This is a genomic window from Actinoplanes sp. NPDC023801 (assembly GCF_040639655.1).
Classification (GTDB): Bacteria; Actinomycetota; Actinomycetes; order Mycobacteriales; family Micromonosporaceae; genus Actinoplanes.
Genome location: NZ_JBFAAI010000001.1, coordinates 638,225 through 661,833 on the forward strand (window position 1 = coordinate 638,225; position 23,609 = coordinate 661,833).

Genomic DNA, 23,609 nt, shown 5'->3' on the forward strand with positions numbered 1-23,609 from the left:
TCATGACCGAGATGTGTGGCTGCGAGGACAATCAGCGAACCGTGCTGAAGCGGCGGACGCTGCTGGCCGGTGGCCTCGCCGGGCTGGCCGGTGCGACCCTCGACACGGGGCTCGCATTCGCGGCCGATCCGGCCTATGCCGGGGACGTGCTGGTGCTGCTGTCGCTCCGCGGTGGCTTCGACGGGCTGTCCGCCGTGGTTCCGGCGGGCGACGCCGCCTACTACACGGCCCGGCCGTCGATCGCCGTACCGAAATCGCAGTTGATCGGGAGTGGATCCTTCTTCGGTCTGCATCCGGCGCTGTCCCCGCTGCTGCCGTACTGGACCGGTGGGCAGCTCGCCGCGATCCAGGCGGTGGGGCAGCCGGCGCCGAACCGGTCGCATTTCGCGGCGATGGAGGATCTGGAGCGGGCCGCGCCCGGCACCTCGATCCGGACCGGCTGGCTGAACCGGATGCTCGGCCTCACCGGTTCCACCGATCCGATGAGCGCGGTGGCGATGGGCACCGCCATGCCGGCCCGCGTGCTCGCCGGCCCGTCGCCCTACCTGGGGGTGACCTCGATCGACAAGACGGTGCTCACCGGCGAGCAGACCGGCCGGCCGATCGCCGCGACGATGGCGAAGCTCTACGAGGGCGCGCCCGCGGCTCTCCGGCAGACCGTCGGTCAGCTGGGTGGCGCCCTTCAGCGGACCGCGCAGATGCGGGCCGCCGGGTACACGCCGGCCAACGGCGTGGTGTATCCGGGCACCGACCTCGGCGCGGCGCTGCGTGACGTGGCCCGGCTGATCAAGTCGGGGACCGGGCTGATGAGCGCCACCGTCGACTCCGGTGACTGGGACATGCACGAGAACCTCGGTCCGGCGGTCGCCGGCCGGCGGATGTTCGACCAGCTCAAGGCTCTGGCCACCGCCCTCGCGGCGTTCGCGGCCGATCTCGGGCCGGACGGGCTGCGCCGGGTCACGCTGGTCACGATCAGTGAGTTCGGCCGCCGGGTGACGCAGAACGGATCCGGCGGGCTCGACCACGGTTACGGCAATGCCATGTTCGTCCTCGGCGGCGGCGTCAAGGGCGGCAAGGTGTACGGCCGATGGCCCGGCCTGACCGCGACGCAGCTGCGCGACGGCGACCTGGCGGTGACGACCGACTACCGGGCGGTGATCGGGGAGATCCTGCGCGCCCGCTGCGGTGTGGGCGACCTGGCGACCGTGTTTCCCGGGGTCACCGCCTCGAGTCTGGGCATCGTGGCCGCCCGTTGAGAGGCTGAAAGCGGCGATATTCCGTGAAACACCTATCCGTCCCAACTGGGGCGTTCCACACTGATTGCCATGTCCAGCAACCTGCTCGCCGAAATGATCGGCGCACAGCGGCGGCCCGCGCGCCCGGATCGGTCCGCCTCCGCGCCGCCGTTGCTCATCCGCCGGCACACGTCCGACGAGGGCGCGTCGTTCTGGCGGTGGGACTGCTCGGGATGCGGTGAGTACGGCGGCGGGCGGCACCACGACGACGCGGTGATCCGGGCGCTACGGCACTGCGCCGAGCACCCGGACCATCGCTCCTCACTGCTGCCACCGGCTCGCTGCCGGGAGCCGCACACCTACCTGCCGCTGCACCCGATGCTCTACGCCGTGGACGACGACCCGCCGCCGGAGCCGCTCGCGATCTGACCCCGGGGCGCCGAACCGGGATGCCGCCCCGGCAGCCGGGCCGCCAGGATCGCGGCGACCCGGCGGAACAGCGGGTCCGCCAGCACCTCGGCCAGATCCCGGTCCAGCGGGATACGCCAGTTCGGATACTCGTCGAACGTGCCCGGCAGATTCGGCTGCCGGCGTTCCAGCAGGACGTCGTGCAGCGAGGCGGTCACCAGCCGGCACGGGGTACGGGCCAGGAACTCGTGCATGGCCACCACCACGTCGTCGTCCTCGCGCATCCCCTCGGCCCGGAGCCGTTCGAGCAGCAGGTCCCGGTCCTTGCGCCAGGACGCCCGCTCCTGTTCCACCGGCCCGGCCAGCTGACCCAGCTCGGCGCGTACCTCCACCTGCTCACCGGCCAGGAACCCGGCCGCGGTCGGCAGATCGTGGGTGGAGATGCTGGCGAGCGCGTTACGCGGATAGCCGGCCGACGGCCGGTAGCCGCCCTCGTCGTCGCGGGTGAACCAGAGCACCGCCGAGCCCAGCATGTTCGTCCGTTGCAGACCCTCGGTCACCACCGGCATGACCGTCCCCAGGTCCTCACCGATCACCACGGCGTTCGCCCGGTACGCCTCCAGTGCCAGGATGCCGAGCATCGCCTCCGGGTCGTAGTGGACGTACGTGCCGTTCGCCGGACCCAGACCGGACGGCACCCACCACAGCCGCCAGAGCCCGGCCACGTGGTCGACCCGCAGGCCGCGCGCATGCCGGAAGATGCGGCGCAGCATGTCGCGGTAGGCCGCGTACCCGGTCTCGGCGAGGCGGTCCGGCCGCCACGCCACTCCGCCCCACTCCTGGCCCAGTTGGTTGAAGGCATCCGGCGGGGCGCCGGTACGAGCATCCATCGCCAGTACGTCCTGCAACAGCCAGCCGTCGGCGCCGCCCGGGGCGACCGCGACCGCCAGGTCGTGCACGAGCCCCACCGGCATGTCCCGGGCCGCCTCGCCGGCCGCATCGAACTGTTCCTCGAGCAGGTCCTGGATCCACACGTGGAAGGCCACCCGGTCGCCGTTCAGCGCCCGCACCGCCGGCGCGTCCGGCCGGGCCACCGTGTCCGGCCACTGCCTCCAGTCCGCGCCGTGCTCCTCGGCCAACGCGCAGAAGCGGGCGAAGTCGGTGAGCCCGGGATCCCGGTCGAGATCCACCGGCTCGGCGAGCGGCCAGAGCAGTTCGAGGGCGGCCAGCTTGGCGGCGAACACCGCGTCGTAGTCGATCAGGCCGTCCGGTGTCGATGCCGGCCGCAGCGCGTCGACCCGCTCGCGCAGCTCAGCGGGGGCCCGCCGGTACTCGGCGGTGTCGGCCACCCGCAGATAGAGCAGGTTCGCGAAACGCCGGCTCGACGGCGAGTACGGCGAAGCCGGCACCGGACGCACCGGGGTGATCGCGTGCAGCGGGTTAAGCACCACCAGCCCGGCCCCGGCCGACCCGGTCACGAAGTCCCGCAGGTCGCCCAGGTCTCCCATGCCCCACGACCCAGCCGAGTGCAGCGTGTAGAGCTGCAGCATCCAGCCCCAGGTGTCCGGCGGTTCGGGCAGCTCGGACGGCACCACGACGAGGGTGACGTCCTGATCACGGCAGCGCAGCCGGTGCCAGCCCAGCGGCAGATCGTCCGGCAGCCGGTCCAGCCGGCGGACCCGTCCGTCCTCGAGGGTGACCTCGGCGGGCGCCGGCAGGTCCCGGCCGGTTCCGGTACGCAGCACGATCGTTGCCGGCAGCCGGTCGCCGGAGTCCCGTTCGCGAGCGGCCGCCAGAGAGGCCCGGACCGCCTCCGGGGTGCTCGCGTCGACGCCGAGCATGCCCAGCACCCCGACCACCGATTCGTCGGCGACCTCGGTCTCCTGGCGCTGCCAGTTCTCGTACCGGGTCGCCACCCCGTGAGCCTCGGCCAGGGCCACCAGATCCGCGTCCATTCCCATCCTTTCCCCGTCGGTGCACGATCCCTAACCCATTGCGTACATCGGTCAGCATGGGGCACATGGGTGACATGATTCGAAAATTCCAGGGATGGTTCGCCGCCGCACTCGCCGGTGTGACACTCGCGGTGCTGATTCCGGCTCAGGCCTGGGCAGCCGACAACGGCACCGCCCAGCTGGTGGTAGAGGCAGCACGTAAGTCCCGGCGCGGCGGATTCGGGGTCGTCGGCATCATCTGCTGCCTCGGCGTCGTCGCCATCGCCGTGATCGCGTTCATCGTCATTTCGCGGAACCGCAAGCGTCGCTGAGGCCCACCGGCCTAGCGTTGACGCATGCGATCTGTGCTGCTGGGCGGGGGGATCGCGGCGGTTCTCTGCGTTCCCCTGGCCATCTCGGTGGCGGCCCGCGCCTCCGCCGACGTGGTGATCACCCGTGGGCGTCCGGCGCTTGCGTCGGCCACCGAGAGCATCGCGTGGGCGGCCGCCGGTGTCACCGACACCGCCTCCGGCACGCGGTGGTCCAGCGGGGCGTCCGGAGCCGGCACCCAGTGGGTCCGGATCGATCTCGGTACGGCCCAGGAGGTCCGGCGGGTGCGGCTGCACTGGGCCAGGGCGTACGCCGAGGCGTACCGGCTGCAGCTGTCCGACGACGGCGCGTCCTGGCGGGACCTGTACCGGACCTCGTCAGGTGACGGCGGGGTCGACGACGTCCGCGGCCTCTCCGGGACGGGACGGCACCTGCGCGTGCTGGCCACCCGGCGGGGCACCCCGGCGGGTTACTCGCTCTGGGACGTGCGTGCGTACGGGCCCGGGCACGCGGCCCCGGAACTCGAGCCGGCCGTCACCGCCGACGTCCCGCCGGCCGCCGCCGGGCTGACCGGTGCCACCAAGAAGGAGATCGCCCTCAAACTGGTCTCCAGCGCGGAGAACTCCACCCTGGAATGGCGCAACCAGTACGGGTACATCGAGGACCTGGACGACGGCCGCGGGTACACCGCCGGCATCGTCGGGTTCTGCTCCGGCACCTCCGACATGCTCGCCGTCGTCACCGACTACACGCGCCGCAAACCGGACAACGGCCTGGCCGGATACCTGCCAGCGCTGCGCGCGGTGGACGGGACGGACTCGCACGAGGGCCTCGATCCCGGCTTCCCGGGCGCCTGGCGGGCCGCAGCCGCGGACCCGGTGTTCCGCAAGGTCCAGGAGGCCGCACGGGACCGGATGTACTTCGTCCCGGCGGTACGCCTCGCCGAGGCCGACGGGCTACGGGCCCTCGGCCAGTTCGCCTACTACGACGCGGCCGTCATGCACGGCGTCGCCGGGCTGCGGGAGATCCGGGAACGGGTGGTGGCCGGGCAGCGGACCCCGGTGCTGGGCGGCGACGAGATCACCTATCTGACGGCGTTCCTGGACGCGCGGGCCGCCGAGATGCGCACCGAGGCGGCGCACAGTGACACCAGCCGGGTCGACACCGCACAGCGGGCGCTGCTGCGGGCCGGCAACCTGGACCTGGTCACGCCGTTCAGCTGGCAGGTCTACGGCGACACGTACCGGCTGCCGGCCTGATCAGACCTTCTGGAACAGTGCCGGCACCAGGTCGGGACGCCAGTCCGGGAGCGACGTGTGCGCCTCCCGCACCCGGTAGACGGCGTTGCCATGACCGACGAACTGACCGGCCTTGTACGCGGTGAAGGCCTTCCACTTCGCCGGGGCGGGCACCTGGACGGAAACCTTCATCGAGTCGACGACCATGCCGCTCGAGTACCGCCCGGCGGAGGCCAGGTTGAGCACGAAGGCGAGTGGCGCACCCTTCTCGGCACGGGTGAACCGGAGCACCTTGCGGCCGTCGAGCGACCAGGTCAGTGTGGTCGGGGTCCAGTCGACGGCATAGGTGTGGAAGTCGTCGCCCCCGACCCGGTCCGGGCCGAGGGTCTCCACGGTTCCGGCCGGCACCCGGCCCGCCGCGTCGAGCACGCCCAGCGCCTTCCAGGCGCCGTCCGTCCGCCACATCCTGATCCGGGCCTCGGCTCGGCCGTACGCCTGCCCGAAGGTCTTCTCCGTGCGCAACGTCGAGCCGAGCGCCAGTCGCCCGTCGCCGTCCAGCCAGGCGAAGCCCCGGCTGCCGCCGGTCGTCCAGACGTCGCCGTCCGGGCCGGCCCCGCGACCGCCGGTGAAGTCGTCGCTGAGCACGACACGGGTGACCGTTGCGGCCTCGGCCGTCCCGCCGGGGCCACCGGCCAGCGTTGCGGTCACGACGACCGCGGTCACGGCCAGTACGCGCGGCGCGCTCCCTCTCATGAACCGTCCCTCACCAAATAGATCAGGTGGGCACTGTGCTGAATGGGGAGCGCTGCCGGCAAGAGATTTTTAAATCACTTTACGAAAATGTGGCCGTACGGAGGTCAGTCGTAGTCCGGAGCGCGGGTCTCGTGCATGGCCAGCTCCTCGGCACTGGCGCCGCCGCCGGCCGCACCGGCATCCCAGGCGACGCTGTCCGGCTCGTCGTCCCAGCCCGAACCGCCGTCCGGCGCGACCAGGCGGCCCACCGGGCGGGGCGAGTCCTCGTCGAGCTGCCCGTCGTCGTAGAGCGAGATCTGCGACTGCGGATCCGAGGTCGGGCTCGGACTCCACACGTCCCGGTCGAACTCGCGCTGCGCCGAGTCGTCCAGCGTCTCGTCGATCGGATCCCGGCGCGGCGGGTCGGCCGGTTCAGCGCCGACATCCGGCTCCTCCTGTCGCAGCCGCTGGTCGAGCGACTCACCGTGGAGCTGCTCCTCGGCGGTCTCGCCGAACCGGTTCGAGCCGCCCGGGCCCACCCCGGCGAGCGCGGCCGGATCGGGGCCGTCCGCCCACCGCGGGCTGTTCACCTCGTCGTACGCGGAGGAATCGTCGTCAGCGGTGTCCGGCAGTCCCGACGCCTCCGGATCGGTGACCTCGGCCGGGTAGTCGTTGTCTCGCATAGCGGCAAGGTACCCATGATCCGGGTCGATCATGCGGCCGACGCGGCTCCGAGACGGGCCCACACCACCTTGCCGTCGGCCAGCCGCAGATGGCCCCAGCGGGCCGCGATCGTGTCGATGAGAAGCAGACCGCGGCTGCCGTACACCGTCGGCGCCACCGGCCCGGCGAAGTGGGGCAGCGCCGCTGACCCGTCGCGTACCGCGACGCTCATGGTGCCGCCGTGCAGCGCGAGCAGCACCCGCATCGGGGTGCGGGCGTGCACCACCACGTTGTTGACCATCTCGGTGGCCGTGATGCACGCGTCGCCGACCAGGTCCGGTCGATCCCATCGGGCACACACCTCGGTGATCAGCTCCCGGGCGAGCCGGGCCGCGCCGGCTTCCGGGGCCAGCTCGACACTGACGCGGTGCTGTTCCGGGCCGGGGTCGCCCAGAGCGGCGAAGGCACCTGCCTGATCCGGCCAGACCGGCCAGCCGCTGGGCCGCCACGCGATCGTGTCGGATGAGCCGCAGAGCGCCAGATGGCTGCCCGGCCAGTCCCGGGTCTCGTCCAGCACTTCACGCAGCACCGTGACCGCGGCCGCCTCGATCACCCGCAGGCCGGCGATGTCGACCACCAGGGCCTCCGGCTGGGCCGCCAGCACGCCGAGAAGCGCCGAACGGATCGGGGCAGCGGTGGCGTCGTCGAGCACCCCGGCCAGCCGGACCAGAGGATAGGCCTGGCCGCGGTCCACGCGGTGACGAACCTCGCTCGGCATGATCGCTCCATTGTGCATAGCCTGACGGCGGCGCGCATTTCGAGAGCGCGAGTACATCGGGTTACCCCGAACCGGGGTGGTCATGCCGCGAGGTGCTTCCCGTCAGGCGCGGCGGGCCAGCGCGGTCAGCACGCTCTCGTGCAGCAGGCCGTTGGTACCGATGACCGAGCTGTTGTCGGCGGCCGGCCGTCCGTCCAGATCGGTGATCTTCCCGCCCGCCTCGGTGACGATCGGGATCAGCGCGGCCATGTCCCAGAGCGACAGCTCCGGCTCCGCCATCGCGTCGAGCGCCCCCTCGGCGAGCAACATGTATCCGTAGAAGTCGCCGTACGCCCGGCTGCGCCACACCCCCAGCAGGATGTCCGTCATCTGCTGGAGCCGGCCGTTGTCGGCCCAGCCGTTGAGGCTCGCGTAGCAGAAACTCGCGTCGGTCAGCTTCCGCACCGAGGACACGCTGATCCGGGTCGCCGAGTGCTGGTTCCGGCCGGCGAACGCCCCCAGCCCACGACCGGCCCACCAGCGCCGGCCCAGTGCCGGCGCGGAGACCAGCCCGGCCACCGGGGTGTCCCCCTCCATCAGCGCGATCAGGGTCGCCCAGATCGGCACCCCGCGAACAAAGTTCTTGGTGCCGTCGATCGGGTCGATCACCCAGTACCGGTTACCCGGTCCGGCGTTCGCGGCGGTCCGTCCGAACTCCTCACCGAGCACCCCGTCGCGGGGCCGGGCCCGGGCCAGCGTCGCGCGGATCGCCCGCTCCACCGCGGTGTCCGCGTCGGACACCGGCGTCAGGTCGGGCTTCGACTCGACCTTCAGGTCCAGTGCGCGGAACCGCGCCATCGAGATGGCGTCGGCCGAGTCGGCGAGAACGTGGGCGAGCGCGAGATCGTCGGCATATCCGGCCATGCCAGAAAGCTAGTCCATCAACCCGGCGCACGCGTTTCGCCGTCGGACTTCGTCCCGATGTTCAAGATCAGGCCTGCTCCGCGGGGGTGTCCCGGCCGTCACCCTCGCCGGCCCGGGAGGAGAGCAGCCGTCGGTACGAGGCCAGACGGCGCTCGTCGGCCTTCCCCTCCGCCACCCACGCGTCCAGCCGGCAGTCCGCGTCGGCGGCCGTGTGCCCGCAGTTCGGCTGGTCCTCCAAGGTGCCCTCGACCAGGTCCGGGAAGCCGTGCAGCAGGCTTTCCGCGCTCACGTGCGCCAGCCCGAAACTCCGGATGCCCGGGGTGTCGATGATCCAGCCCGGGTCCTTGCGGGACCGGCCGACCGTCGGCAGCCGCAACGCCACCGCACTGGTCGACGTGTGCCGGCCCTTGCCGATCGCGCTCACCACGCCGACCGCCCGCAGCGCATCCGGGACCAGGCGGTTCACCAGCGTCGACTTGCCCACTCCGGAGTGACCGACCATCACCGAGAGGCGGCCCGCCAGCCGGCCGCGCAACTCGTCCAGGTCGCTGCCGGGGCGGACCAGCACGTGCGGCAGATCCAGTTCGGCGTAATAGCCGAGCACCTGTTCCGGGCCGGCCAGGTCGGCCTTGGTCAGGCAGAGCAGCGGTTCGATGCCCGCGTCGTACGCCGCCACCAGGCACCGGTCGATGAACCCGGTCCGCGGCGGCGGGTCGGACAGCGCGCTCACGATGACCAGCTGGTCGGCGTTGGCCACCACCACCCGCTCGAGCCGGCCCTCGGGCGTGGTGTCGTCGTCGTCCGCCGTCCGGCGCAGCACCGACGTCCGCTCGGCGATCCGGACGATCCGGGCCAGCGTGCCGGCCGAGCCGGACGAGTCGCCGACCAGCGCCACGCGGTCGCCCACCACCACCGATTTGCGGCCCAGCTCGCGGGCACGCATCGCGGTGATCACGTCATCGCCGGTCCCGTCCTCACGGACACAGCCGTAGCGACCCCGGTCCACCGTGATGACCAGGGCATCGACGGCGTCGTCGTGTTTCGGGCGGGTGCGGGTACGCGGGCGGGACGACCGGCCCGGCCGGATCCGGACGTCGTCCTCGTCGTACTCCCGTTTACGCGCTGGCAGATTCCGCTCCTTGCACGAGTCCAGCCCAGAGTTCGGGGAACTCGGGCAACGTCTTCGACGTACAACTTACGTCGGCGAGGTCCACCCCCGGCACGGCGAGTCCGATGACGGCGGCGGCATGGGCCATCCGATGATCCGCGTACGTCTCGAAGACCGCACCGTGCAACGGCCGCGGCTCGATGCGCAGACCGTCACGGAACTCGGTCACCCCGGCACCCACCTTGCCCAGCTCGGCGGCGAGCGCGGCGATCCGGTCCGTCTCGTGACCCCGGATGTGCTCCACCCCGCGCAACTCGGACGGTCCCTCCGCGAGAGCCGCCAGCGCCGACACCACCGGGGTCAGCTCACTGACCTCCGACAGGTCGGCGGTGATCCCGCGCAAGGTGCCGGTGCCCCGCACGGTCAGGCCCTCGGCCGAGGAGGTGACCTCCGCACCCAGGCTCCGGAAGATCTCGGTGACCTGACCGACCGGCTGCCAGCTGTCGGCCGGCCAGCCCGCCAGGGTGACGGCCCCGCCGGTGACCGCCGCCGCCGCGAAGAACGGCGCCGCGCCGGACAGATCGGGCTCGATCGTCCACGTCCGGCCGCGCAGTGTCCCCGGCTCGACCCGCCACACGTCCGGCACGCTCTCGTCCACCTCGGCGCCCGCGGCCCGCAGCATGTGCGTGGTCATCCGCAGATGCGGGGCGGACGGCACCGGAGGGCCCTCGTGGCGCAGGGTCAGGCCCTTGCCGAAGCGCGCGGCGGACAGCAGCAACCCGGAGACGAACTGGCTGGACGCCGACGCGTCGATCACCGCCTCGCCACCCTCGACCCCGCCGGTGCCGTGCACGGTGAGCGGCAGACCGCCGGTGGGCGAGGCGTCGAGCGACACCCCCAGCGCGCGCAGCGCCTCCACGATCGGGCCCATCGGCCGGTTGCGGGCGTGCGGGTCGCCGTCGAACTCGACCACCCCGTCGGCGAGCGCCGCCGCCGGTGGCAGGAACCGCATGATCGTGCCGGCCAGCCCCACGTCGACCCGGGCCGGACCGCGGAACGGGCCGGGCGTGACCACCCAGCGGTCCTCGTCGCCGGTGTCCACCCCGACGCCGAGCGCGCGCAGGCCGGCGGACATCAGCACGGTGTCGCGGGCCCGCAGCGGCGCCTCGATCACCGACCGGCCGTCGGCCAGGGCGGCCAGGATCAGGGCGCGGGCGGTCATCGACTTGGAGCCGGGCAGCCGGACGGTCGCCGTGACCGGGCCGGTGGCGGACGGGGCGGTCCAGGGGCGAGGTTGAGCAGTCACGCCCGCCATTGTGCCGTCGCCCTCCGACAATCCCCGGTCGTGATCCCGGCCCGCGAGACATGTCCGCCACCGCACCGCCCGTCCGGGTGACCCCCAGCTGCACAGCTGGGAGTGTTTCGGGGCGGACGGGCGTGCGGCGGGCGGCGTAGCCTTCGGCTCATGTGCGGCCGATACGCCACGACCAAGAGCAACGCCGACCTCAGCCAGCTTTTCGAGGCCGTCGATGTTGCCGAGCCGCTGCGTGCCAGCTGGAACGTCGCTCCCACCGACCCGGTGCCGCTGGTGCGGATGTCGAAGGAGCACGAGGGCCGGGTGCTGGACACCGCCCGCTGGGGTCTCGTGCCGCACTGGGCCAAGGACCTGAAGGCGGGCGCTCGCATGATCAACGCGCGGGCCGAGACGGTCACGGAGCTGCGCTCGTTCGCGTCGTCCTTCGCGAAGCGGCGCTGTCTGGTCCCGGCTGACGGCTGGTTCGAGTGGGTCCGGGACGGCAAGCGGAAGCAGGCGTTCTACATGACGCCGGTGGACGGGGCGCCGCTGGTCTTCGCCGGTCTGTGGTCGGCCTGGGGTCCGGAGTCGGTGCTCACCTGCAGCGTGATCACGACCGCGGCGCTCGGCGGTCTGAAGCGGGTGCACGACCGGATGCCGCTGATCCTGCCGGCCGACCGGTGGGCCGACTGGCTGGCCGGCGGCGGGGACCCGGAGCGGTTGTTGCGCCCGCTGTCGGAGAGCGCTCTGGAGGCCATCGAGGTGCGTCCGGTCGGGGCCGCGGTGGGCAACGTACGCAACAACGGTCCCGAGCTGATCGAGCCGGACATCAACGTTACGCTTTTTTGAACTCTCTAAGATCAACAAGAGTATTTGTCGGAATATGTGGCTATTCCGAATGGGAAACTTTGTTTGAAGATAGATCAACCCCTTGTTCTGATCTTGCTGCCTGCGGTACAAACCAGCGCCGGAGTGGTGCTGGACCGTAAGGTGCGGCCCGGCCGCCACATGCAGTTCCGGTCCCACGGGGGAGGTGGGCTGATGACACGAGCACGCATGCCGCGTCCGCACGAGGTTGCTATCGCGCGACGCGACCCGCGACTGCTCGAGGCGATCGCGCAACGAAGCACTGATGAGGCCTGGCGCACACGCGGCGCCTGCCGGAGCGTGGATCCCGAGACATTTTTTCCAGCACCCAACGAGCCGTCCGGTGGAGCCGTCGCGCTCTGCGGCACGTGCGACGTGCAAGGGCCGTGCCTGGCCTGGGCCTTGCAGGTCGGCGACTGTCACGGGGTCTGGGGCGGTACCACGCCACGGGAACGCCGAGCGATGCTCGTCGCGTGGCGGGAACGCATCCAGGCCAACGGCGAGGAGGTCGACGACTCGCCGGACGACGAGGATCGCCGTCTTCTGACGCTGACGCCCGTCAGCCGCTGATACAACGGAGCGCGTGACCCGCTCCGAGATCACCATCGAGACCCCACGCGGCCCCGCCGCCGTGACCGTCACCGAACCGGCCGGTCCGGCGCTCGCCCTGCTCGTCCTCGGCCACGGCGCCGGGGGCGGTGTCGACGCGCCCGACCTGGTCGCGGTGCACGACGCGGCGGTGGCGGCCGGCGTGCGGGTCGCGCTGGTCACCCAGCCGTACCGGGTCGCCGGCCGCCGCGCGCCCGCTCCGGCCGGTCACCTCGACGAGGCCTGGACGACGGTGGTGGGCGCGTTGCGCGTACCGCCGATGCCGTTGATCGTCGGAGGGCGGTCGAGCGGAGCGCGGGTCGCCTGCCGGACCGTGACGACGCTGGGCGCCGCGGGGGTTCTCGCCCTTGCCTTCCCGCTGCACCCGCCGGGCCGGCCGGAGAAGAGCCGGGCCGGTGAGCTTCCGGCCGGCGTGCCCACGCTGGTGGTCAACGGGGATCGCGATCCGTTCGGCGTTCCGGAAGGTGGCGGACCGGTCGAGGTCGTCGTTCGTCCAGGTGCGGTGCACGATCTGCGAAAGGATCTCCCCGGCACCGCGGAGATCGTTCTGGCCTGGCTTCGCCGCCACTCCTGGGCACGGTGACACCGGCCGGGGAATGCACGGCCCCGCGACCGGCGTTACCCGACTGGACACAGTCAGCGGAAGGGGTTAGCCAGTGGGTGCCGGTGTCGGAAGCGTCGAGCGCGACGGCCGGAAGGCGGACCGGGTGCGGGACCTTCTGGGTTCCCCCGAATGGCCCGCGGTGGAGGCTCCGCCCGCGCGACCGTCGGTGAGCGTGAGCACACCGGCGGTTTTCGAGAGCGTTACAGGGGCACTACCCGTATCCTCGGCGGGGCGGTCGAGGGGAGAGTCGAGGGTGGCCCAGAAGGAACGGACCGATGAGCGACGTCAGCGCTTCGAGCGTGAGGCGTTGCCGTTCGTCGACCAGCTCTATGCAGCCGGCCTGCGGATGACCCGCAACCCGGCCGATGCCGAGGACCTGGTGCAGGAGACGTTCCTCAAAGCGTTCTCCGCGTTCCACCAGTTCGAGCAGGGGACGAACCTCAAGGCCTGGCTCTACCGGATCCTGACGAACACGTACATCAACTCGTACCGGCGCAAGCAACGGCAGCCGGTGCAGGCGCCGACCGAGGAGATCACCGACTGGCAGCTCGCGTCGAGTGAGTCGCACACGTCGCAGGGTCTGCGATCGGCCGAGACCGAGGCGCTGGACCGTCTGCCCGACAGCGACATCAAGGAAGCGCTGCAGTCCCTGCCGGAGGACTTCCGGCTCGCCGTCTACCTCGCCGATGTCGAGGGTTTCTCGTACAAGGAGATCGCCGACATCATGGGCACGCCCATCGGAACGGTCATGTCCCGGCTGCACCGCGGCCGCCGCAACCTCCGCAAGCTGCTGGAGCAATATGCGGTGGACCGTGGCATCACCCGGACCGCGACCTCCGAGCCCCAGGGGGCGTGACGACATGGAGCACGAGGAGAACGACTGCAGTGCCGTCCTCAGCGAGGTCTACCTCTACCTGGACCTGGAGTGCTCGGAGGATCGCCGTCAGCTGATCCAGAAGCACCTCGACGACTGCCCCGGATGCCTGCGCGAGTTCGGCATCGAGCACGAGGTGAAGGCTCTGGTCAGCCGCTGCTGCGGTGACGAGCGGGCCCCGGCGGAGCTGCGCGACCGGCTCCGGTCGAAGCTCGGCCAGCTCGAGGTCCAGACCGAAGCCCGGGAGTTCCTCCCCTGAGTCGCCAAAAGGCCCGGCGTATGCCGGGCCTTTTTTGCGTTTCAGCTGTTGGGGCGCTTGCCGTGGTTGGCGGCGCTCTTCTTACGGGCTCTCTTCCTACGGGCCTTCTTCGCCATACCGGCACTCCTGTCCGTCGTGCGTGAACTCGCTGCCGATCGTAGTCGGCGCGTCGGGACGAGCCGGACTCACCCGCACCCTGGCCGTGATGTGATGACACCCATGGCGGACGAGATACGGGCCGAGATGGTCGCCAACGTGTGGAAAGTTGTGACGACGGCGGGTGCCACCGTCACCCATGGCGACACGCTGGTGATCCTCGAGTCGATGAAGATGGAGATCCCGGTGCTCGCCGAGTCCGGCGGCACCGTCTCCCAGGTGGCGGTCCACGAGGGCGACGTCGTCCATGAGGGCGATCTGATCGCGGTGATCGGTTAGTCCCGCCGCCAGCGCAGCAGGGAGCGTCCCCGGCCACGCTGGCGCGGAACGGCCGGCACCCGGAGCGTGGCCGCGGCCAGTTCCCGGGTGGGCCGGTCCAGGGCGGGTGCGGCGAGAGCCAGTTCGGCGACCGCGCGGGCGGACGGGCCGGAGGCGGTCTCGGTGAGCCGCCCGGCCACCACCGCGGCGATGTCCTCGCGGGCCTCCGGATCCACCCAGGCGTAGGCGATCAGAGCGAACAGCGCGGCCTGGGTCACCCGGTCGACGTCACCGTCGAGCAGGCCGAGCAGCAGACGCCGGCGGCTCGACTCGGCCCACGGCTCCTCGGTCCCGTGGTGCAGCAGCCCCAGGCAGGCCCACACCTCCAGGCCGACCGTCTCCGGGTGGGCGAGAAGGGCCAGCAGCTCCCACGGCTCGACCAGGACCAGGCCGAGTGCCCGGTCGTAGGCGCCGGGCGGGTGCGGCCAGGTCTGGCCGGCGATCCGCTGCAGCCGGCGCAGCGCGTCCGCGGACGGCTCGGCGTTGACCGGGGCCCGGCCGGCGGGCAGGGGCTGTCCGGCGGGCAGGCCACCGAGCCACGGCGTGCTGCGGCAGCACTCCTCCAGGTCGGTGTGCTCGTGCGCGTCGTCTGGATGGTCGCGGATGAAGTCGGCCAGCTCGACCAGGTGGGCGACGTCGCCGTCGGCGCGGTACCGCAGCCGGTGGGCGGTGTGCACCACGCAGTCGAAGGCCGGATCGCGTTCGAGGGCGAGCTCGGTCCAGCGCAGCGCCTCGTCGAGCCGGCCCAGGTCGGCCAGGGTGGCCGCGACGTCGGCGTAGACCGAGAGGTCGTCGGGGTCGTACGCGACGGCCCGGCGGAGGGCGGCGAGGGCCTCCGGCATCCGGCCGGCGCTGCGGTACGCGTACCCGAGCCAGATCTCGCCGAGTTTGGACGGCTGTGAGCGAGCGCCGCGCCCGGCCCACTCGACCGCGAGGCGGACCTCGCCGAGCCGGCGAGCCAGTGCCGAGCCGGCACCGAGCAGCATCGCGTGCTCGCCGTGCGCGGTGACGGCGTGCCGCAGCACGGTCAGGTAGGGGCGGAGCGGGTTCACGGTGTCCGCCGGGGCCGGGTCGCCGACGGCGGTGCAGAGGCGCATCACGGTGCGGGCCAGCTGGCCGGGGTCGATGCGGGCGCCGAGGGCGGGATCGGCGACCCAGGGGACACCGGCCCAGTCGAGCGCCGGGGCGTGCCCGCTGGCGGCGGCGAGCAGTGGAAGACCCTCTTCGGGGCGGCCCGCGGCGGCCAGCAGGTGTGCGCGGGCAGCGAGCCGGCCGATCGGCGCGTGTGGTTCGGCGGGGAAGAGTTCCAGCCCGCCACCGGCCTGTGCCGCCAAGCGGCTGAGCAGCTCGTGTGTGTCGGGCAGGGTGGGTGCGTGGGCCAGCGCGGCGGCGAGGAACGCGGCCGCGGGCGCGGTCTCGCCGGCGTCCAGTGCGGCGCGGGCGCGCGCGAGGTCGCGGCGGGCCGAGGGGCGAGATTCCACGAGTGAAGACCCTAGGGGAAGAGGGAGAGATTGTCAGTCCTCACGTTTGCTCGTTTGTGCACGAAACCTTGACCAACTAAGCTTCTTATTGCAAGACTGCGCACCGAATGCGCATGGATCGCGCGAGAAGGGGAGGATCACGTGACACAGCGAGGCCTGGGGATGTCGGAGGACATCGCGGAACAACCCGCCGGTTTCGCGCGGCTGCTGGAGGCCGGTCCGTCCGGTGAGATCGCCGCCGTCGCCGCCGAGGTGGCCCGCCGGGCTCCCCGCAGCGTCCTCTTCGTCGGCCGCGGCACGTCCGACCACGCCGCCCTCTACGGCGCGTACCTGGCCGAGATCCGGCTCGGCCTGCCGGTGGCCAGTGCCTCCCCGAGCGCGATCACGCTCTACGGCGCCCGCCCCGATCTCACCGGCACCCTGGTCATCGGAGTCAGCCAGAGCGGCGGCTCACCCGACCTCACCGGCGTGCTCAGCGTCGCTCGGGAGACCGGCGCGCTGACCCTGGCCGTCACCAACAACCCCGAATCCCCGCTGGCGCGCGCGGCCGAGCTCTCCATCGACGTGGCGGCCGGTCACGAGCGGGCCGTCGCGGCCACCAAGACGTACACGGCCGAGCTGCTCGCCCTCCTGATGCTGGTCGAGGGCATCCGCGCCGGCGACGGGCAACTGCCCGGCGAGGAGCGCGCGGCGCTGGAGAAGCTGCCCCGGCTTGCCTCCGAGGTGCTGGCCGACCGCTCCGCGACCGAGCTCGCCCAGCGGTACCGGTTCGCGTCGAGCCTGGTCACCACCGGGCGCGGGTATGCGTACCCGACCGCCCGGGAGGCCGCCCTCAAGCTGATGGAGACCTCCTACCTTCCGGCGCTCGCGTTCTCCGGAGCCGATCTGTTGCACGGCCCGCTCGCCATGGCCGACCCGGACGTCCCGGTCCTCGCCGTGGCCGGTGAGGGGCCCGGCGGCCGGTCGATGCGCGACGTGGTGACCCGGCTCGGTGAGCGCCGTGCCGACGTGGTGACGATCGGTGCCGTGGACGTGCCCGGCGCCTCGGCCCGGCTCGCCGTCCCGGCCGTCGACGAGCGGTACTCGCCGCTGCTCGACATCCTGCCGCTGCAGCAGCTCGCGCTCGCGCTCTCGCTGGCGCGTGGCGAAGATCCCGATGCGCCGCGTGGACTGAAGAAGGTCACCTCGACGCTTTAGAAATAAGCTGAGGCCGTGTCCACCCTGCGTGATCTCGCCGAAGAACACACCGGCCTCAGCCCCGCCGACATCGACCACCTGCACCGGATCGCCGGCGACTGGCAGTTGCTGTCCGACCTGTCCTTCGCCGACCTGCTGCTCTGGGTGCCGATCAAGGGGGAGCCACGGCGGCCGCGGGAGTTCCTCTGCGTCGCGCAGGTGCGGCCGACCACCGCGCCCACGGCGTACCAGGACGACCAGGTGGGCAAGATCGTCGGCGGGCCGGAGGTGGCGCACCTGGACGTCGCCATCACGCAGGAGCGGATCTGGCGGGAGGGCGATCCGGTCTGGTACGGCGACACGCCCGCCCGCCACGAGGCCATCCCGGTCCGGCTGCGGGACGCCACCGACCTGGAGGAGGCGCTCAGCGAGGTGATCGCGGTGATCGGCCGCGACACCAACCTGAGCACCGCGCGCACCCCCAGCCAGCTCGAGCTCAACTACCTGACGACCGCCGACGACCTGGCGCAGATGGTGGCGGACGGCACATTCCCGCCGCCCCGTCTGCCCGGCGAGATCACCTCGGCACCGCGGGTCGGCGACGGCCTGATCCGGCTCGACGCCTCCGGCAAGGTGACCTACGCCAGCCCGAACGCACAGTCCGCCTACCGCCGGCTCGGTTTCAACGCCCACCTGGTCGGCGAGGAGCTGGCGAAACTGTCCAGCCGGCTTTCCGGTGACCCGCTCGAGGGCAACGACGCCGCCGAACGCATCCTGGCCTCGCTGCGTGGCGAGTTCCCGGCCCGGATGGAGGTGGAGGCACGCGGCGCCACGGTGCTGACCCGGGCGCTGCCCCTGCTACCGGCCGGGGTGCCGATCGGCGCACTGGTGCTGGTCCGGGACGTGACCGAGGTGCGCCGCCGGGAGCGGGCGCTGATGACCAAGGACGCCACCATCCGGGAGATCCATCACCGGGTGAAGAACAACCTCCAGACCGTGGCGGCGCTGCTGCGCCTGCAGGCCCGCCGGGTGGACGCGCCGGAGGCCCGGATGGCGCTGGAGGAGTCGGTACGCCGCGTCGCGTCGATCGCCCTCGTGCACGAGACCCTGTCGATGTCGAGCGACGAGGCCGTCGAGTTCGACGGCATCGTGGACCGGGTCGCCTCGGCCGCGACCGAGGTGGCCACCACCGGCTTCCCGGTGAAGATCCGCCGCGAGGGCACCTTCGGGGTACTGCCGGCCGAGATCGCCACCTCGCTCGTGATGGTGCTGAACGAGTTGCTGATCAACGCGGTCGAGCACGGTTTCCCGGCCCCCGACGAGGACGCCGAGCCGCAGCCGGGCGCGGCCGAGGGCGAGGTCGTGGTCTCGGCGCACCGGTTCCGCAAGCAGCTGCATGTCACCGTGGCCGACAACGGGCGGGGCCTGCCGGACGGCTTCAAGTTCGAGGGCAGCAACCGGCTGGGCCTGCAGATCGTCCGGGCGCTGGCCACCGGTGAACTGCGGGGCAGCATCGAACTGCGCAACCGGGCCGGCAGCGGCACCGAGGCGGTCCTGGTGGTGCCGCTCGGGAAGCGCTGACCCGATGGCCGTCCGGCGTCCGGAGCACGGCCTGGCGCGGCAGGCCGAGGGCGGCGACCAGGACGATCGCGATCACGGCCCGCAGTCGCAGGCCGCGCAGGGCGGCCGCGGCGCAGAGCGTCACGGCGGGCAGGGCGAACAGCACGTGCCGCGGATCCCACAGCGGCCCGGTCAGGAAGGAAGCGCCGAGCAACGCGAGCGGTGGTACGGCGGCGAGTACGGCCAGTTCCCGCAGCAACGCCCGGTCCGGCCAGCGCGCGACCAGAGCGAGTCCGGTCACCACAAGTCCGGCGGTCGCCGCACCGAAGAACGCCTCCGGCGTCTCGCGGACCAGGTCCCAGGGCGTGTCCGGGCGCCAGGCGAAAAGCGGGGTGTGCTGCCGTACCCCGAGGGAGCTCAACGGCGCCGGCGGTACGAGAGCGAGCACGGTCACCGGGAACCACCAGAAGAGTGCCCGCTCCCGGCTGAGCCGCCACCGGGACCAGACCGTGAAGGTGTGCCCGGCCAGCACGAGCAGCGCCGCCGGATGAGCCAGTCCGGCAAGTGCGACCGACGTCCCGTACCCGAGCCAGCGCGCCCAGCCCGGTTCGTCGAGCACCAGGTAGAGCATCAGCGTCGCGGTGGTGGCGAAGAGGAACGCCAGGCCCCACGGCTCGGCGCTCTGCGCGGTCCGGCTGACGATCGGCAGGGCGGCCAGCAGCAGCCCGCCGCAGAGCCCGGCACCGGGACTGAGTACGCGCCGGCCGAGTTCCGCGGCGACGCCCACGCCGAGCGTGACCGCGATCAGCGACGGGATCCGCAGGCTGATGATCTGGTCGCCGGAGATCTCCGCCCAGAAATCCAGGAACAGCTGGTACGGCACGTGCACGGCGTCGGTGGCCCGTCCCGCCTCGATGATCTGCACCGGTCCCGGTGCCGGGCCGGAGATGCCCTCGCCGGGGCCGGCCGCCGGAACGCCCAGGCCGTACCGGCCGGCGGCGAGTGTGACCGCGGCCGGGATGATCGACGGTGCCCAGGTCCGGAGCAGGCCGGCGGGGCGGTGCTGCCGGGCCGGGCGCGGACCGGCGAGCGGCCGGGTCGGCGAGTCGTCATGGGCGGTCTCAGCGGGCATGCGCGCCTCCGGACCGAGTGTCGCAATCCGGGGCCCTGGCGTGCCACCGTATCTCACCGTGTCGGAACGGCTACCGGGCGTGGCGTTACAGCTTAGGGGGAGACTGTTACAAGATGTTGGCGTTGTGCGACTCGGCACACTCCCGAAATCTGGACCGTGCTGGCCGAGAATGCCTGCGCGTGAGAGGCTTTCGACATGACCGCTGCAGTTGACCGCCGCTTCGTGGCCCGCCGCCACGTCGACTACGGCCGCGTCCGCAGCGCTATGTGTCCGGCTTCCTGACGACGCCCGATTTCCAGTTTGGGCGCGAGACCGCCGGGCCCCCACTCCTGACACAGATGTCACGAGCCTCCTCAGGGCCGTGAGCGGCATCGCGCGCCCACGAAACCCGGAGGAACGCCGAGATGGCGCCCAGCAACACTCCCGCTGCAAGGCCGACCGCCCGCCCCCGTAAGGCGCGCGGCGAGGGTCAGTGGGCGCTCGGACACCGCGAGCCGCTGAACCCCAACGAACGCAGCAAGAAGGACGACAACCCGCTCAACGTCCGCGCGCGGATCGAGAACATCTACGCGCACGGTGGCTTCGCCTCGATCGACCCGGCCGACCTGCGCGGACGGTTCCGCTGGTGGGGTCTCTACACCCAGCGCCGCGCCGGGATCGACGGCGGCCGCACCGCGGTCCTCGAGCCCGAGGAGCTCGAGGACGAGTACTTCATGCTCCGGGTCCGCATCGACGGCGGCGCCCTGAACCTCGCCCAGCTGCGCGCCATCGCCGGGATCGCGACCGAGTTCGCCCGCGGCAGCGCCGACATCACCGACCGGCAGAACATCCAGATGCACTGGATCCGGGTCGAGGACATGCCGGAGATCTGGCGCCGGCTGGAGGCGGTCGGCCTGCAGACCACCGAGGCGTGCGGTGACTGCCCGCGTGTCGTGCTGGGCAGCCCGGTCGCCGGCATCTCGGTCGACGAGGTGATCGACGGGACGCCCGCCATCGACGAGATCGTCAAGCGGTACGTCGGCAACCCCGCCTACTCCAACCTGCCGCGCAAGTTCAAGTCGCAGATCTCCTGGCTGGCCGACGGTCCCTATCAGGCCAACGACATCTCGTTCGTCGGCGTGCAGCACCCCGACCACGGCCCCGGTTTCGACCTCTGGGTCGGCGGCGGACTGTCCACCAACCCGCGCCTGGCCGAGCGGCTCGGCGTGTGGGTGCCGCTCGCCGAGATCCCGGACGTGTGGGAGGGCGTGGTCGGCATCTTCCGCGACTACGGCTACCGCCGCCTGCGGCACCGGGCCCGGCTCAAGTTCCTGCTCGCCGACTGGGGGGTGGAGAAGTTCCGCGAGGTCCTGGAGAAGGAGTACCTCGGGCGCGCCCTGATCGACGGGCCGTCGCCGGACCTGCCGGACCGCCCGATCGACCACATCGGCGTGCACAAGCAGCGCGACGGCCGCAATTACGTGGGCGCGGCGCCGGTCGTCGGGCGTTCGTCGGGTGAGCAGCTGACCAAACTCGCCGACCTGGTCGAGGCACACGGCTCGGAGCGGGTGCGGCTCACCGCGTACCAGAAGCTCCTTGTCCTTGATGTTGCCGATGACCAGGTGGAGAGCCTGGTGACCGGGCTGCGCGCGATCGGGCTGGAGGCGCGGCCGTCGGCGTTCCGGCGGGGCACCATGGCCTGCACCGGCATCGAGTACTGCAAGCTCGCCATCGTCGAGACCAAGGCGCGCGGTGAGGAACTGGTGGCCCGGCTCGAGGACCGGCTCAAGGGCTTCGACGCCGACCTGTCGATCCACCTCAACGGCTGCCCGAACGCCTGTGCCCGGACCCAGGTCGCCGACATCGGCCTCAAGGGCCAGCTCGTCCTGAACTCGCACGGTGAGCAGGTCGAGGGCTTCCAGATCCACCTCGGTGGCGCCCTCGGCATGGCCAAGGGCGAGACGGCCGGCTTCGGGCGCAAGGTCCGCGGTCTCAAGACCACGGCCGAGGAGCTTCCGGAGTACGTGGAACGCGTCGCCCAGCACTACCTGGACGGCCGGGACGAGGGCGAGACGTTCTCCAACTGGGTGCTCCGGGCCGAGGAGGAACTCCTCAAATGAGCGAGAACCGCCAGCCGCCCATGTACTGCCCCTACTGCGGCGACGAGGACTTGCGACCCAACGAGGCGTCGCACGGCGCCTGGGAGTGTCACTCCTGCGCCCGTGTCTTCTCCGTCAAGTTCATCGGCCTTCTGTCCAAGGGAGTGAGCAAATGAGTCTCCTCAACGCCTCCGGTCTAGGCCTCATCAGTCTGGGCGGACCCGTCGCCGGCGCTGATCCCGAACGTCGTAAACCCGCCGAGCTGAAGGCGCTCGCCCTCGCGGCCGCCGAAGCTCTCGAAGGTGCCCCCGCCGAGGAGATCGCCAAGTGGGCGACCGACACCTTCGGCGAGCGGTTCTGCGTCACCAGCTCGATGGCCGACGCCGTCGTGGCCCACCTCTTCTCCCGGGTCTCGCCCGGCGTGGACGTGGTCTTCCTCGACACCGGCCTGCACTTCCCGGAGACCCTCAAGGTCCGGGACACGGTCGTACGCACGATGAACGTCAACGTCCGCTCGATCCGCCCGCGCCTGACCGTCGGCCAGCAGGACGGCGAGTACGGTCCCCGCCTGTTCGCCCGCAGCCCCGACGAATGCTGCTTCCTGCGCAAGGTGGAGCCGCTCGAGCGTGCCCTCGGCGAGTACGACGCGTGGGCGACCGGCCTGCGCCGCGACGAGTCGCCGACCCGCGCCAACACGCCGATGGTCGCGTTCGACGCCAAGAAGGGCAAGGTGAAGGTCAACCCGATCGCCGCCTGGACCGAGGACGACGTCAACGCCTACATCAGCCGGTGGGACGTGCCGGTCAACGAGCTGTTCAAGAAGGGCTACGGGTCGATCGGCTGCTGGCCGTGCACCCGGCGCACCAAGGCCGGCGAGGACCCGCGCGCCGGACGCTGGGCGATGTTCGAGAAGACCGAATGCGGTCTGCACGTCTGACCACCCCCCGACGGCCGGCCGTGGTCCTGGTGGCCCACGGCAGCCGTGATCCCCGGGCGGCCGCGTCGACGTCGTCGCTGGCGCGGGCCGTCCAGCGGGCCCGGCCGGACTGGACGGTGCGGGCTTCGTACCTCGACCACGCCGGGCCCCGCCCGCTCGACGTGCTCGCCGCACTGCCCGGCCCGCGCGCGGTTCTCGTGCCGCTGCTGCTCACCGCCGCCTACCACGGCCGGGTGGACCTGCCCGCGGTGATCCGGGAGGCCGCCGCGCTGTCGATCCGGGTGACCGCTACCGACGTCCTCGGCCCGGCCTCCCCGCTGCTGCTCGGCGCGGTCTCCCGGCGGCTGCCCCGGACCGGCCTGGACGCCGTCGTGCTGGCCGCTGCCGGCACCCGGAACGACGCCGCCCGGCAGACCGTCGCGGATGCCGCCGTGGCCCTCGGAGAGCGCCTGGGACTGCCGTCGGCGGTCTCGTACGCCTCCGGCCCGGGTCCGCGGGCCGATGAGGCTGTCAGCGGGCTGCGCGCGGCCGGGGCCCGCCGAGTCGGGATGGCCGCCTACTTCCTGGCGCCCGGTCTGCTCTATGACGCTTCGGTGGACGCGGCGCGATCGGCCGGTGCGGTGGCGGTCGCCGAGCCCCTGGGTGACGCCCTCGAACTGGTTCGCCTGATCGGTGCCCGGGTCGATCCGATCCTCGCCGGTCCACTGGCGAACGCCGCCTGAACCCCTCCGGCCGGCTCCCACCGCCGTCTCAGCTGCGCTGAGGCAGCGGTGCTGCACAGCCGCGTTGGGCCCGGCTGGCTCTCACCGCCGTCTCAGCTGCGCTGAGACATCAGTGCGGCACAGCTGCGGGGGCCGGGCTGGCTCTCAGCGCTGTCTCGTGACGTTGGAGGCAGCGGTGTGTGGCAGCCGGTGGGGGAGCCGGTGGGGGAGCCG

At 72.0% G+C, this 23,609-nt stretch carries 23 protein-coding genes and 1 pseudogene; 15 read left to right on the plus strand and 9 right to left on the minus strand.

Features of this window, described 5'->3' with window-relative positions:
- Positions 1–2: 2 nt before the first annotated feature.
- Together AB0G04_RS03130 and AB0G04_RS03135 are read left to right on the plus strand one after the other, a co-directional pair.
- Positions 3–1,256 (plus strand): DUF1501 domain-containing protein, encoded by a 1,254-nt coding sequence (locus AB0G04_RS03130; RefSeq protein WP_360975415.1) that lies wholly within the window; start codon positions 3–5, stop codon positions 1,254–1,256.
- A 69-nt stretch (positions 1,257–1,325) separates the two neighbouring features.
- Positions 1,326–1,664 (plus strand): hypothetical protein, encoded by a 339-nt coding sequence (locus tag AB0G04_RS03135; RefSeq protein ID WP_360975418.1) that lies wholly within the window; start codon positions 1,326–1,328, stop codon positions 1,662–1,664.
- Here AB0G04_RS03135 and malQ read toward each other — a convergent pair.
- A complete protein-coding gene (gene malQ, locus AB0G04_RS03140) occupies positions 1,619–3,598 on the minus strand; it encodes a 4-alpha-glucanotransferase (RefSeq protein WP_360975422.1) in 1,980 nt (659 codons plus the stop codon). The genes AB0G04_RS03135 and malQ overlap by 46 nt on opposite strands.
- Before the next feature lie 65 nt (positions 3,599–3,663).
- On the opposite strand from malQ, the gene AB0G04_RS03145 reads away from it, so the two are divergent.
- Both AB0G04_RS03145 and AB0G04_RS03150 read left to right on the plus strand, forming a co-directional pair.
- Complete coding sequence (locus AB0G04_RS03145) at positions 3,664–3,909, plus strand: hypothetical protein (protein ID WP_360975425.1); 246 nt, start codon at positions 3,664–3,666, stop codon at positions 3,907–3,909.
- A gap of 24 nt (positions 3,910–3,933) precedes the next feature.
- Positions 3,934–5,166 (plus strand): chitosanase, encoded by a 1,233-nt coding sequence (locus AB0G04_RS03150; protein ID WP_360975428.1) that lies wholly within the window; start codon positions 3,934–3,936, stop codon positions 5,164–5,166.
- Here the strand turns inward: AB0G04_RS03150 and AB0G04_RS03155 are convergent, their stop codons facing one another.
- The 6 genes from AB0G04_RS03155 to aroA form a co-directional block, all read right to left on the minus strand.
- Complete coding sequence (locus AB0G04_RS03155) at positions 5,167–5,898, minus strand: carbohydrate-binding protein (protein WP_360975432.1); 732 nt, start codon at positions 5,896–5,898, stop codon at positions 5,167–5,169.
- Positions 5,899–6,002: 104 nt separating this feature from the next.
- Entirely contained in the window at positions 6,003–6,560 is a 558-nt protein-coding gene (locus tag AB0G04_RS03160; protein ID WP_360975435.1) for a DUF5709 domain-containing protein, read from the minus strand.
- A 29-nt stretch (positions 6,561–6,589) separates the two neighbouring features.
- Positions 6,590–7,318: an STAS domain-containing protein gene (locus AB0G04_RS03165; protein ID WP_360975438.1), complete on the minus strand. Its 729-nt coding sequence runs from the start codon at positions 7,316–7,318 to the stop codon at positions 6,590–6,592.
- A 102-nt stretch (positions 7,319–7,420) separates the two neighbouring features.
- Complete coding sequence (gene hisN, locus AB0G04_RS03170) at positions 7,421–8,221, minus strand: histidinol-phosphatase (protein ID WP_360975441.1); 801 nt, start codon at positions 8,219–8,221, stop codon at positions 7,421–7,423.
- 67 nt (positions 8,222–8,288) lie between these two features.
- The gene (rsgA, locus tag AB0G04_RS03175; RefSeq protein ID WP_360976239.1) at positions 8,289–9,350 is read right to left on the minus strand and encodes a ribosome small subunit-dependent GTPase A; all 1,062 of its coding nucleotides are present in this window, start codon (positions 9,348–9,350) and stop codon (positions 8,289–8,291) included.
- On the minus strand, positions 9,337–10,644 hold the full coding sequence (gene aroA / locus AB0G04_RS03180) for a 3-phosphoshikimate 1-carboxyvinyltransferase (RefSeq protein WP_360975444.1): 1,308 nt from the start codon (positions 10,642–10,644) through the stop codon (positions 9,337–9,339). Before aroA ends, rsgA begins: the two co-directional genes overlap by 14 nt.
- A gap of 150 nt (positions 10,645–10,794) precedes the next feature.
- Here aroA and AB0G04_RS03185 point away from each other — a divergent pair, with 150 nt between their 5' ends.
- The 6 genes from AB0G04_RS03185 (at position 10,795) to AB0G04_RS03210 (ending at position 14,271) form a co-directional block, all read left to right on the plus strand.
- Positions 10,795–11,472, plus strand: coding sequence for an SOS response-associated peptidase (locus AB0G04_RS03185; RefSeq protein ID WP_360975447.1), 678 nt, complete (start codon positions 10,795–10,797; stop codon positions 11,470–11,472).
- A gap of 192 nt (positions 11,473–11,664) precedes the next feature.
- A complete protein-coding gene (locus AB0G04_RS03190) occupies positions 11,665–12,060 on the plus strand; it encodes a WhiB family transcriptional regulator (RefSeq protein WP_360975450.1) in 396 nt (131 codons plus the stop codon).
- Positions 12,061–12,073: 13 nt separating this feature from the next.
- A complete protein-coding gene (locus tag AB0G04_RS03195; RefSeq protein WP_360975453.1) occupies positions 12,074–12,682 on the plus strand; it encodes an alpha/beta family hydrolase in 609 nt (202 codons plus the stop codon).
- Between the two features lie 73 nt (positions 12,683–12,755).
- A complete protein-coding gene (locus AB0G04_RS03200; RefSeq protein ID WP_360975456.1) occupies positions 12,756–13,559 on the plus strand; it encodes a sigma-70 family RNA polymerase sigma factor in 804 nt (267 codons plus the stop codon).
- A gap of 4 nt (positions 13,560–13,563) precedes the next feature.
- Positions 13,564–13,836: a mycothiol system anti-sigma-R factor gene (gene rsrA / locus AB0G04_RS03205; protein WP_360975459.1), complete on the plus strand. Its 273-nt coding sequence runs from the start codon at positions 13,564–13,566 to the stop codon at positions 13,834–13,836.
- A 219-nt stretch (positions 13,837–14,055) separates the two neighbouring features.
- Entirely contained in the window at positions 14,056–14,271 is a 216-nt protein-coding gene (locus AB0G04_RS03210; RefSeq protein WP_360975462.1) for a biotin/lipoyl-binding carrier protein, read from the plus strand.
- Here AB0G04_RS03210 and AB0G04_RS03215 read toward each other — a convergent pair.
- On the minus strand, positions 14,268–15,791 hold the full coding sequence (locus AB0G04_RS03215) for a tetratricopeptide repeat protein (RefSeq protein ID WP_360975465.1): 1,524 nt from the start codon (positions 15,789–15,791) through the stop codon (positions 14,268–14,270). The genes AB0G04_RS03210 and AB0G04_RS03215 overlap by 4 nt on opposite strands.
- Before the next feature lie 162 nt (positions 15,792–15,953).
- On the opposite strand from AB0G04_RS03215, the gene AB0G04_RS03220 reads away from it, so the two are divergent.
- On the plus strand, positions 15,954–16,988 hold the full coding sequence (locus AB0G04_RS03220) for an SIS domain-containing protein (RefSeq protein ID WP_360976242.1): 1,035 nt from the start codon (positions 15,954–15,956) through the stop codon (positions 16,986–16,988).
- 15 nt (positions 16,989–17,003) lie between these two features.
- Positions 17,004–18,548: a histidine kinase N-terminal domain-containing protein gene (locus tag AB0G04_RS03225; protein WP_360975468.1), complete on the plus strand. Its 1,545-nt coding sequence runs from the start codon at positions 17,004–17,006 to the stop codon at positions 18,546–18,548.
- 424 nt (positions 18,549–18,972) lie between these two features.
- On the opposite strand, the pseudogene AB0G04_RS03230 reads toward AB0G04_RS03225, so the two are convergent.
- A pseudogene (locus AB0G04_RS03230) lies at positions 18,973–20,031 on the minus strand (glycosyltransferase family 39 protein); the annotation flags it as partial.
- Between the two features lie 32 nt (positions 20,032–20,063).
- Here AB0G04_RS03230 and AB0G04_RS03235 point away from each other — a divergent pair.
- The 3 genes from AB0G04_RS03235 (at position 20,064) to AB0G04_RS03245 (ending at position 23,396) form a co-directional block, all read left to right on the plus strand.
- Positions 20,064–21,758 carry a nitrite/sulfite reductase gene (locus AB0G04_RS03235; protein ID WP_360975471.1) on the plus strand — a complete coding sequence of 565 codons (1,695 nt, stop codon included), beginning with the start codon at positions 20,064–20,066 and terminating at the stop codon, positions 21,756–21,758.
- Positions 21,759–21,909: 151 nt separating this feature from the next.
- Positions 21,910–22,674, plus strand: a complete 765-nt coding sequence (locus tag AB0G04_RS03240) for a phosphoadenylyl-sulfate reductase (RefSeq protein ID WP_360975474.1) — start codon at positions 21,910–21,912, stop codon at positions 22,672–22,674.
- On the plus strand, positions 22,656–23,396 hold the full coding sequence (locus AB0G04_RS03245; RefSeq protein WP_360975477.1) for a CbiX/SirB N-terminal domain-containing protein: 741 nt from the start codon (positions 22,656–22,658) through the stop codon (positions 23,394–23,396). The genes AB0G04_RS03240 and AB0G04_RS03245 overlap by 19 nt, the downstream gene beginning before the upstream one ends.
- Positions 23,397–23,609 lie beyond the last annotated feature (213 nt).

Bases quoted from the DNA above. Each gene is read 5' to 3' on its own strand.
- AB0G04_RS03130 (WP_360975415.1), top strand. From the start codon at position 3: ATGACCGAGATGTGTGGCTGCGAGGACAATCAGCGAACCGTGCTGAAG.
- AB0G04_RS03135 (WP_360975418.1), top strand. From the start codon at position 1,326: ATGTCCAGCAACCTGCTCGCCGAAATGATCGGCGCACAGCGGCGGCCC.
- malQ (WP_360975422.1), bottom strand. From the start codon at position 3,598: ATGGACGCGGATCTGGTGGCCCTGGCCGAGGCTCACGGGGTGGCGACC.
- AB0G04_RS03145 (WP_360975425.1), top strand. From the start codon at position 3,664: ATGGGTGACATGATTCGAAAATTCCAGGGATGGTTCGCCGCCGCACTC.
- AB0G04_RS03150 (WP_360975428.1), top strand. From the start codon at position 3,934: ATGCGATCTGTGCTGCTGGGCGGGGGGATCGCGGCGGTTCTCTGCGTT.
- AB0G04_RS03155 (WP_360975432.1), bottom strand. From the start codon at position 5,898: ATGAGAGGGAGCGCGCCGCGCGTACTGGCCGTGACCGCGGTCGTCGTG.
- AB0G04_RS03160 (WP_360975435.1), bottom strand. From the start codon at position 6,560: ATGCGAGACAACGACTACCCGGCCGAGGTCACCGATCCGGAGGCGTCG.
- AB0G04_RS03165 (WP_360975438.1), bottom strand. From the start codon at position 7,318: ATGCCGAGCGAGGTTCGTCACCGCGTGGACCGCGGCCAGGCCTATCCT.
- hisN (WP_360975441.1), bottom strand. From the start codon at position 8,221: ATGGCCGGATATGCCGACGATCTCGCGCTCGCCCACGTTCTCGCCGAC.
- aroA (WP_360975444.1), bottom strand. From the start codon at position 10,644: ATGGCGGGCGTGACTGCTCAACCTCGCCCCTGGACCGCCCCGTCCGCC.
- AB0G04_RS03185 (WP_360975447.1), top strand. From the start codon at position 10,795: ATGTGCGGCCGATACGCCACGACCAAGAGCAACGCCGACCTCAGCCAG.
- AB0G04_RS03190 (WP_360975450.1), top strand. From the start codon at position 11,665: ATGACACGAGCACGCATGCCGCGTCCGCACGAGGTTGCTATCGCGCGA.
- rsrA (WP_360975459.1), top strand. From the start codon at position 13,564: ATGGAGCACGAGGAGAACGACTGCAGTGCCGTCCTCAGCGAGGTCTAC.
- AB0G04_RS03210 (WP_360975462.1), top strand. From the start codon at position 14,056: ATGGCGGACGAGATACGGGCCGAGATGGTCGCCAACGTGTGGAAAGTT.
- AB0G04_RS03220 (WP_360976242.1), top strand. From the start codon at position 15,954: ATGTCGGAGGACATCGCGGAACAACCCGCCGGTTTCGCGCGGCTGCTG.
- AB0G04_RS03235 (WP_360975471.1), top strand. From the start codon at position 20,064: ATGGCGCCCAGCAACACTCCCGCTGCAAGGCCGACCGCCCGCCCCCGT.
- AB0G04_RS03240 (WP_360975474.1), top strand. From the start codon at position 21,910: ATGAGTCTCCTCAACGCCTCCGGTCTAGGCCTCATCAGTCTGGGCGGA.
- AB0G04_RS03245 (WP_360975477.1), top strand. From the start codon at position 22,656: ATGCGGTCTGCACGTCTGACCACCCCCCGACGGCCGGCCGTGGTCCTG.